The organism is Mesorhizobium temperatum, assembly GCF_002284575.1.
In the GTDB taxonomy this organism is placed as follows: Bacteria; Pseudomonadota; Alphaproteobacteria; order Rhizobiales; family Rhizobiaceae; genus Mesorhizobium; species Mesorhizobium temperatum.
Map to the genome: position 1 here is coordinate 1 of NZ_NPKJ01000035.1, position 7,907 is coordinate 7,907.

The 7,907-nt window shown below is 58.7% G+C and carries 8 protein-coding genes and 4 pseudogenes; 1 reads left to right on the top strand and 11 read right to left on the bottom strand.

The genetic code is table 11. The features are described from left to right. From CIT26_RS35740 to CIT26_RS09935, 9 genes and pseudogenes are all read right to left on the bottom strand, one after another. The coding region (locus tag CIT26_RS35740; protein ID WP_143747816.1) for an SDR family NAD(P)-dependent oxidoreductase at positions 1-207 on the bottom strand (207 nt) is incomplete at its 3' end. Positions 208-216: 9 nt separating this feature from the next. Next, complete coding sequence (locus CIT26_RS37195; protein ID WP_245319317.1) at positions 217-327, bottom strand: SDR family oxidoreductase; 111 nt, start codon at positions 325-327, stop codon at positions 217-219. Further along, on the bottom strand, positions 297-1,118 hold the full coding sequence (locus CIT26_RS09905) for an SDR family NAD(P)-dependent oxidoreductase (RefSeq protein WP_095492420.1): 822 nt from the start codon (positions 1,116-1,118) through the stop codon (positions 297-299). Before CIT26_RS09905 ends, CIT26_RS37195 begins: the two co-directional genes overlap by 31 nt. Positions 1,119-1,213: 95 nt before the next feature. Further along, positions 1,214-1,654, bottom strand: a complete 441-nt coding sequence (locus tag CIT26_RS09910) for a 2-oxoglutarate and iron-dependent oxygenase domain-containing protein (protein ID WP_143747817.1) — start codon at positions 1,652-1,654, stop codon at positions 1,214-1,216. A 245-nt stretch (positions 1,655-1,899) separates the two neighbouring features. Then, entirely contained in the window at positions 1,900-2,607 is a 708-nt protein-coding gene (locus CIT26_RS09915) for a class I SAM-dependent DNA methyltransferase (RefSeq protein ID WP_095492422.1), read from the bottom strand. A gap of 534 nt (positions 2,608-3,141) precedes the next feature. Then, positions 3,142-3,460 (bottom strand): annotated as a pseudogene (locus tag CIT26_RS37040) (IS21 family transposase); the annotation flags it as partial. Continuing rightward, a pseudogene (locus tag CIT26_RS09925) lies at positions 3,452-3,946 on the bottom strand (transposase); the annotation flags it as partial. The pseudogenes CIT26_RS37040 and CIT26_RS09925, both read right to left, overlap by 9 nt. Before the next feature lie 84 nt (positions 3,947-4,030). Then, positions 4,031-4,339, bottom strand: coding sequence for a LysR family transcriptional regulator (locus CIT26_RS09930; RefSeq protein WP_245319321.1), 309 nt, complete (start codon positions 4,337-4,339; stop codon positions 4,031-4,033). A 725-nt stretch (positions 4,340-5,064) separates the two neighbouring features. Beyond that, positions 5,065-5,643: pseudogene (locus CIT26_RS09935) on the bottom strand (IS6 family transposase); the annotation flags it as partial. Between CIT26_RS09935 and CIT26_RS35745 the strand changes: the two are divergent. Then, positions 5,630-5,722 (top strand): annotated as a pseudogene (locus CIT26_RS35745) (IS6 family transposase); the annotation flags it as partial. The pseudogenes CIT26_RS09935 and CIT26_RS35745 sit on opposite strands and share 14 nt — an antisense overlap. A gap of 154 nt (positions 5,723-5,876) precedes the next feature. Here CIT26_RS35745 and CIT26_RS09940 read toward each other — a convergent pair. Together CIT26_RS09940 and CIT26_RS35750 are read right to left on the bottom strand one after the other, a co-directional pair. Continuing rightward, positions 5,877-6,443, bottom strand: a complete 567-nt coding sequence (locus tag CIT26_RS09940) for a thiolase family protein (protein WP_425350334.1) — start codon at positions 6,441-6,443, stop codon at positions 5,877-5,879. Between the two features lie 546 nt (positions 6,444-6,989). Continuing rightward, positions 6,990-7,217, bottom strand: coding sequence for a hypothetical protein (locus tag CIT26_RS35750; RefSeq protein ID WP_143747818.1), 228 nt, complete (start codon positions 7,215-7,217; stop codon positions 6,990-6,992). Positions 7,218-7,907: the final 690 nt, after the last annotated feature.

Below are 7,907 nucleotides of genomic sequence, written 5' to 3' on the forward strand. Positions count from 1 at the left end.
GAATGCACGAACCGACGCCTCCTTTGTGACGTCAAGAGACATAAACGTGAGCCTCTCGACGCTGCCGGAATCGGCGGAGCGCTTGTCAAGCAAATCGCCGACGACAACCATGGCGTCTTCATCAGCGAGCCCCTCGGCAATCGCCCGCCCTATCCCTCGATTGCCGCCGGTGACGATGGCAACTTTGCCTGAAAGCCGGTTACCCAAGAAATTCTCCTATCCTGCTGTGCAGCCGCCATCTATTGGAACAGCAACGCCCGTGATGTGCCTGGCTCCCTCGCTCGCGAGGAAAAGCGTCAGACTTGCGACTTCTTTCGGAGTAGCCACGCGACCCTGGGGTACTGAATCAATATTCCTTTGTAGGATTTNCAGCCGCCATCTATTGGAACAGCAACGCCCGTGATGTGCCTGGCTCCCTCGCTCGCGAGGAAAAGCGTCAGACTTGCGACTTCTTTCGGAGTAGCCACGCGACCCTGGGGTACTGAATCAATATTCCTTTGTAGGATTTCGTCCGCGCTAACCGGCTTGCTATGGCCCGACACAAGCATGGGTGTATCAACGGGGCCGGGGCAGACCGCATTGATGCTGATTTGCTCTTTGGCGTGATCGAGCGCCATCGCTCGTGTCAACAGAACGACGGCGCCCTTTGACGCACAATAGGCAGCCAGCACGGGACGGCCAACCAACCCCACATTCGAGGCTATGTTGACAATGCTGCCGCCGCCGGTTTTCCTCATAGCCTTCACCGCGGCGCGGCTAAAGTAGAAAACACCGTTGACATTGGCGTCGAATGTCTGGCGCCAATCGTCATCCGTGGTATCTACGGCGCTTCCACGCCGGATGATCCCAGCGCTGTTCACCAAGACGTCGACCTTTCCGAACCGCTCTGCGCTGGAATTAACCACCTGGTCGGCGAAGGCCGAGTCAGCCACATCGCCGAGCATCAATTCGGCCGGACAATCGAGTTTCTGAACTGACTCCAAGGCTCTTTTGCCCCGCTCCCGGTCGCGGCCGACCAATACGAGTGACGCCCCTGTCGCGGCGAAGGCCTGTACGATGGCCTCCCCTATCCCGGAAGTCGCGCCAGTCACGATAACCACCTTCTTAGAGTGCGTCATAGTATCGATTGCCCTTTAGAAGTGATGAGGCCTAGCGGGTATATTCGGCGGCCTGCTTAGTGATCTATGCCCGCATACCGCTAGTTCTCTCCTTTTTAAGCGACCAAAAAATCATGGAGCTGACAAGCTGAAGTCATGGCGTGCCTTGGACATCGGTGACGGCCTCGTGGCAGCTTTTGCAAGCCCTCGGCAGAGATCAGAAATGGATCTAGCGTTGGCGATTCGGGGTTCTCCCCGAACGGCCCAATGTATCCGCGAAGGGCCACATCGGGGTCCCGAATATGGAACATCATCTTCTGCGACATGCGCAAATCAAAGAACCAGCGGGTGACATGGAACACCGAATCTACAAAATCCTGCAGAACACCATGGTTCTTCACATACATGAAACCAGTGTTAGACAGCGCCCAGCGTATCTCCTTGGCCACTGTCTGTATGTTAGTACCATCGAGGATATCAACCACGGGCATTTCGTTAAAGCGTCCGGGTTTCGCGCGCAGCTTGTCGTCCGGTCTCCCTACGAGATCTTTGGGCAAGATTACACCTTTGTTTGAAGTTAGTGCCGGCGCAACGATCTGGGTATCTTCTTAGTTTGCAGCATGGAGAATCGTCTTTGACTGCAGCATGAAGCATCGTCGCGAAGCCTCGGATAGCTAATGCGTTCTTTCGTGGTGCCATGCTCAGAACCCGGACTCCTGGCAGGGCATGCGTAGGCGCTCGCGCTCCTCGTGTCGCCTTACATCAGCTGCCAGTTTCGACAGCAAGATTTGCGGTATCGAGGTCATGGCCGCTCCTCCGTCGGTGCGCTGACCTTCTCGGGCACCTGGAAGACCCAATAGTGCGCGTCCTCCTCGGCGACGTATCTGCCGTTCCTTAGACACTGTGCCGGTATAAGGACGCCCTCATCCTGCAGACGCCGCACCTGGTCTTCAAAGGATGTCGTCTCCACATAGCTCTTGCGGGTGCTTGCAATGACGAAGCCGTTCGGGCGGGTGACGCGAGCCAGCTCGCGCAATCCATCCGGTCGGACGTGTCCGAGCGTGAGGACGCCGCAGCAGACGGTCAGGTCATAGCTCGCGCTGGAGTAGTCGGAGAGCCGCCCGTTAAGGTCGACATCGCCTTGGGCATGGCGGTAGACGCCGGTTTGCCGGGCCTTTTCGGCCATCTCTTCGGAGAGATCGAACCCGTCAATCAACCGGAAGCCGAGGCGTTCCAGTTCCACGCCGACGAGCCCTGTTCCGCAGCCAGCGTCCAGGATTGCGATGGCATTTCGCTGCCCGGCCAAATAGGCCGTCTGCACGGCGCCTGCCAGTTCCGCCACGATCATCGGCCCGCAGTACCCGACGCGGGCCTGATCCAGATCGAAGGCACTCGCCCATCCGCGATATAAGTGGGCCAAGCGAGCGGCGTCGCCATCGAGGGCATGGGATGCCTTCATGCGCTCTCGTGCGGCTTGCTCCGGTGCTGTCTGCTGATCCAGGGAATTCATAACCGTCCTCCGTGTAAGGGTAGATGGGTGCGGCACTGCATTCATGGGCGCGCAACGGCCGCAGCTAAAACCACGAACTGTTCCTTGCCACTACGCGGAGGATGGTTGTTTGACCATGCGAAGGCGTCTAGACACAAGGTAATCACGTCGACGTCCTCTAGCGGAACATATGTCCACCCTCTCGGCTTGATCCGCCCGGCGGGATTGGTTAGCAATTCCTGACCTGGCTGCTGCCGGTCCTGCATGGACGCTCTCCACGATAAGCCATCGACACTCCAAGATGGGTACCAGAAAAGACGATTTGGTATTCTCAAGAGCGACTGTACCAGCTGCATGCAGGAGCAAAAAGGTGATTTTTGAGAATTTTACATTACGTTACGTTGCAATTTTGAGATATACGTCGTATTTATACTTAACTTTCCGAAAATACACCGACATACATACAACACTACCACAAGGCTTCCGCGTGACGACGTTGTATGGGAAAGCAATCCGCAGGAGAGCCCGGCAGGAGACTAGCCTCGGTGCCGGGCAATAGCGGGCAAAGGCATGCAGTCGTGCATTAAACCTCACCTTGCGCGTCACCGCGTCTTGATGCTCAACCAAAGCCTTCGCATTATCCAGCAGGATCTCCGCTGGAACCCCGCTGAAGCGCAGGAAAGCTCCTTCCATCCCCTCGAACCAGTCCGCCTGGCGCTCCCGCAAAGAGGGGCGGATATGCACCCGTCGCGAATAGCCTAGCGTCCCCACGAACAGGTGAACACGCAACCGCTCGCCGCCGATCCACACGCGAGCCAAAGTCGATCTGCATCTGATGACCTGGCGCCGTCTCAAAGCGAACCGTCGCGCGCTTCAGGCAGGAGATGCTGGCCTCGATACCAGCGCGGAAGTTGCGCAGCGCTTGCGATACACCCAGCGGCTGCTGACCAATGTCTCCGATCCTGAGGGCGCTCTTCTTGTGGAACGCCATATCGCGCACGCCCCAAAGCCTTGGCCTGGCGCAGATTGGCGCGGCTGGCATAGCCGCCGTCGGCCGCCGCCTGACGCGGCGGCTCGCCGTAAAAAGCGATGTGGCGCTCCAGCATTAGCAGCAAACGCTCGCTGTCGGCTGGGTTGCCCGCTTAGATGACGAGATCGAGGAACAGTCCGCTGCGGCCGGTGGTCAGATTGAGCTTGTGACCGTAATCGACGTTGCGACGATGATATCGGCATGCGGCTCGAACAGGCTCACCAGCTTCTCGCCGGCCGGAACCGGCTCGCCTGCCAGGACCCGCCGTTCGGTCTGGGCGATGATCCGCTCGACCAGCGGCCGGTAATGGCGGACTTGGGCCTGCCACAGTAACTGTAATATCATCGTGCTGTGCCCCAAAGCGTGGCATGCGCGGTATCAGCCAGATCGAGGCGAACACATCGGTGGAGGCAATCATGACATCCGGCAACGATCGCCGCGTTTAATGGTCGTGACGACATCGGACGCCTTGGAAAAAATGCTTGCCAGCTCGGTGTAGAGGTCTTTGCCAGCGCTGGTAAGCACCACGCCGGTTCCTGGCCTCACAAACAGCGGAACACCAAGCTCGTCCTCAATGACTTTGATCAGCCGAGTGACCTCTCCCGATGTCACGTTCAGCTCGGAAGCTGCAAGCTCGAGCGAAAGGTGACGGGCCGATGCCTCGAATACCTCGAGGGCAGTAAGGACAGTGAGGGACGGGAGATCATAATAGGGATGGGCCATTGAACACTCCTATCAGATCGGCAGTCGCTAACCGAACGACCGGGTATCCACGTCGTCCCCTAGCCCATAAGGACTGCCGCCTGCGGCCGTCCGCCGTGACCCACGCAAGTTGCGTGCCGAATGGCGGACCGCGCTGAGTTGCACCACTCGTGCATATCGACAGTCCGCCCGACCGACCGTTTTGTCGGCTTTCCGACATTCTTTGCCGAGCTTCACAAAAGTTTGTGGATGGAGATGCGCGGTATCGTTCACGTTGACGAGGTGGGATCCGGTCACTGCATGAGGATATGAAGAAGCTTGGTTACTCGGGTTTTATCCGCCACCGTTTCCCTGGCGCGGTGGTCACTGCGGGAGGTCAGCGACGAAACGGTGGGGCCGGTGGGCGAAAATCCGGATAAAGGCCTAGCAGTCTGGCCGAAACGCAACACAGTTCTACGGAGCGGCAATGATCACGCGTTCGAACGGCAGATGCTCGGGACACCGACCCCTGACGGTCGCTTGCGCTGAAAGCTCTAACCGTTGTCGTTGACGGCGCTGCCGTCGCCGCTGTGCCTGACAGTATTGCACCCACGGCGTTTTCCGGGGGATGTGATAAACCTTTGGCGATCCTGACCGGATCTGTTGCAACCTTTTGATTACCAGCGCTGTGGCAAGGAGCCTTCGATCATTTTCGGAAGGTTGCAATTGTTCAAAGGCCATAAGTTCGACCAATCCGTAATCCTGCTTTCGATACCGGACAGAGTGATGGAGGCTGACTCTGGTGACTTGAAGCCGAGCATCGGCCCGACACGGCGCTTGATCCGGCGGCGGTCCTGTTCGATGCGATTGTTGAGATACTGGCTCTGGCGAATGCGGATCGGTTTCAATGTTCGCCGGGAGCGGTTCTGCAGGCGGTTCGTCGTGTCGCAGGAGATGATTGCCTCCCGGTTGGTCTGGCTGCCGTCGATGACTACGCGATCGGGCCGGCCATGGCGCTCCAGCGCCTGTCTGAAGAAGCGCTTGGCTGCCGGCAGATCGCAATGCGCGCTGAACCAGAACTCGACCGTATCGCCGACGCTGTCGATGGCGCGGCAGAGATACATCTACCGGCTGCGGACCTTGATGTAGCTTTCGTCGACATGCCATTTGGCTGTCACGCCGCGCTTGCGCCGGTTGAAGCGCTGCAGCAATGGCGAGAATCGAACAGACCAGCGATGGATGGTCGTGTGATCGACCGCAATGCCGCGCTCGGCCATCATCTCTTCCAGATTACGCAGACTCACATTGCAGGCCAGGTACCAGCGCACGCACAAAATGGTCCACATGATGCGCAAACGACAGGCGAGGTATGCCTTCAATCCGAACCCGTCCCTGGCCGAGCAGTTCGAAATCCTCGCCGCCTGACCGCAGGCCACCTAATCTCTCCCTGCGTCCCAGTTCAGCCGTTGCAACAGACTCCCCACATCCTCAGCCTTTGAGTGCGAAACGGTTGCCGCCTTTGATGTTCCGTCGCGCCGACGCCATTCTGCTCTATTCGCTGCTCCCCATTCGCTATTGGTCAGTTCATTGCTTCGACACACATGGCGACGCCCATACCGCCGCCGATGCACAGTGTGGCAAGGCCCTTCTTAGCGCCACGGCGGCGCATCTCGAAGACCAGCGTGTTGAAGACGCGGGCACCGGAAGCACCGATCGGGTGCCCGATGGCGATGGCGCCGCCATTGACGTTGACGATCGAGGGATCCCAGCCCATGTCCTTGTTGACGGCGCAGGCCTGGGCGGCAAAGGCCTCGTTGGCCTCGATCAGGTCGAGGTCACCGACCGACCAGCCGGCCTTGGCCAGCGCCTTGCGCGAAGCCGGAATGGGCCCGGTGCCCATGATCTGCGGATCGACGCCGGCGGTGCCCAGGACACGATGCGCGCCAGCGGGGTGATGCAGCCGCCTGACGGCTTCCGCTTCGCTCATCAGCACCGCACCGGCGGCGCCGTCATTGATGCCGGAGGCGTTGGCGGCGGTCACCGTGCCGTCCTTGTCGAAATCTCGCAGAAATATATGTCCAGCTCTCGACTTGATCCTTACGACCGGGTCAGCGAGGAACTCTTCATTTAAGCCAACGTCCCGCATTAATCCTCTCGCAAATCAGCCAGCGACGCTCCGCAATCAGGTAGCCGCCGATCCAATCTAGATGTATCGGCAGCAAAGATAACAGTGGCAGGAGACTCCAGGAAGGAGATATTTGTTAAACTTGAGTTAAGGTGATGAAGTCAGTTTCATGATTATGAACTTTCCACAACAAATTATATTTGTGCATTCGACCTTTGATTTGACGATCGAAGTCAATCTTTTTTCAAAATATTTTCGGCGTCATACCAGCCGTACGTGAGACGCCGCTGTCGGCAAAGCGACGCCTGCGGCTTGGTCTCGTGCAAGATCGGCGCTCGTTGATGGTAGCTGCGGTCAGCGGCTGGGTTGGTGAGAACTCTCAGCTCGCTCAATTTATTTTTTGCTGGGCCTCAGTGACCAATGCTAATTCCTACGGGGCAGCCGCACGCCGCTCAAGACCCCGTCCGGCCTTGTGAGTTTTCCCTCAGCTCTTTGTGGGACAGGAGCTCAAAAGCCGTGCGCTCGCCGCAGTTCTGGACCAAGCGATCAAGTACAAAGCCATCCTGATCAACATACCGCCGAACTACTGCCGCTCTCCGGCGGTGGTGAACGCAAACTCATCGAGGTGCCGTTGGCCATGGAGTCGACCAGCCGCGTCGGCGAGTCTTTTGGCGAACTCGGGCCGACTTCTTGCGCAACAGCGAACTGTTTCAGGCTGCCCCTTTCCCGCGCGCTGAGCATTTCTTCTGTTGCGCGCAGGCTGAACGAAGCAGTGCTCCAGAGCACGTTGCCCATCGGCGCGATTACCCGAATGCATGTAGTCGCGTAGGCTCCTACGGAATGCCGAGTTACGGCGCGCTGGCAACATCGGTGCTGATGGCGCGAGCGGTGGCGATGGGGCCTGTGGCGGGGGCACGTCCGGCGTCACCTCACTATCTTGGGGAGGCCGCCGGGCGGCTGTTCCGGAGTTCTCGGAGGGGCCGGGTCCTTGGCCGGCTGGTGGCGGCGAAGCAGCGGCAACTGGTTCTCAAGGCCGGCGCGCCGAACGCTCGTGATCGGAGGTCGTCGCTCAGTGCTCTTCCCATCATCCACGTCATCAGAGTGGATGTTGAATCACCGGCACGTGCTCGTTCGCTGCAGTGAAGGATGCCGTTGAAAAATGGAGGAGGCTTCTTAGGTGATGAACATGTCTTGAGTAGTGTTGACCGTTCCGCTGCTTCGCCATGGCAGCGGGATGTTCGAGCGGAACTCGCCGTAATCTCAAGGCGGGAGAGCTGTGCCCGGCGACTGAGTTCCGCTACCGAGACCGGGAATCAGAAACAGCAACGGTGAGCAATACGCCATGCCACCCGAGCGGCAGCGCGTATCGCGCAACGATTTAATACGGAAGCGGCCGGCAACCGGCTCATCATTCTGCAGCTAGCTCGGCCATCATCTTCACCAGGGGATCACTGAAGGCGCGGTCGAAGGCACTCTTGTTTTCGA

What these genes read in the sequence shown, in the direction of transcription:
- CIT26_RS35750 (WP_143747818.1), bottom strand. Translation starts at nt 7,217, where the DNA reads ATGGGCAACGTGCTCTGGAGCACTGCTTCGTTCAGCCTGCGCGCAACA.
- CIT26_RS09915 (WP_095492422.1), bottom strand. Translation starts at nt 2,607, where the DNA reads ATGAATTCCCTGGATCAGCAGACAGCACCGGAGCAAGCCGCACGAGAG.
- CIT26_RS09940 (WP_425350334.1), bottom strand. Translation starts at nt 6,443, where the DNA reads ATGCGGGACGTTGGCTTAAATGAAGAGTTCCTCGCTGACCCGGTCGTA.
- CIT26_RS09930 (WP_245319321.1), bottom strand. Translation starts at nt 4,339, where the DNA reads ATGGCCCATCCCTATTATGATCTCCCGTCCCTCACTGTCCTTACTGCC.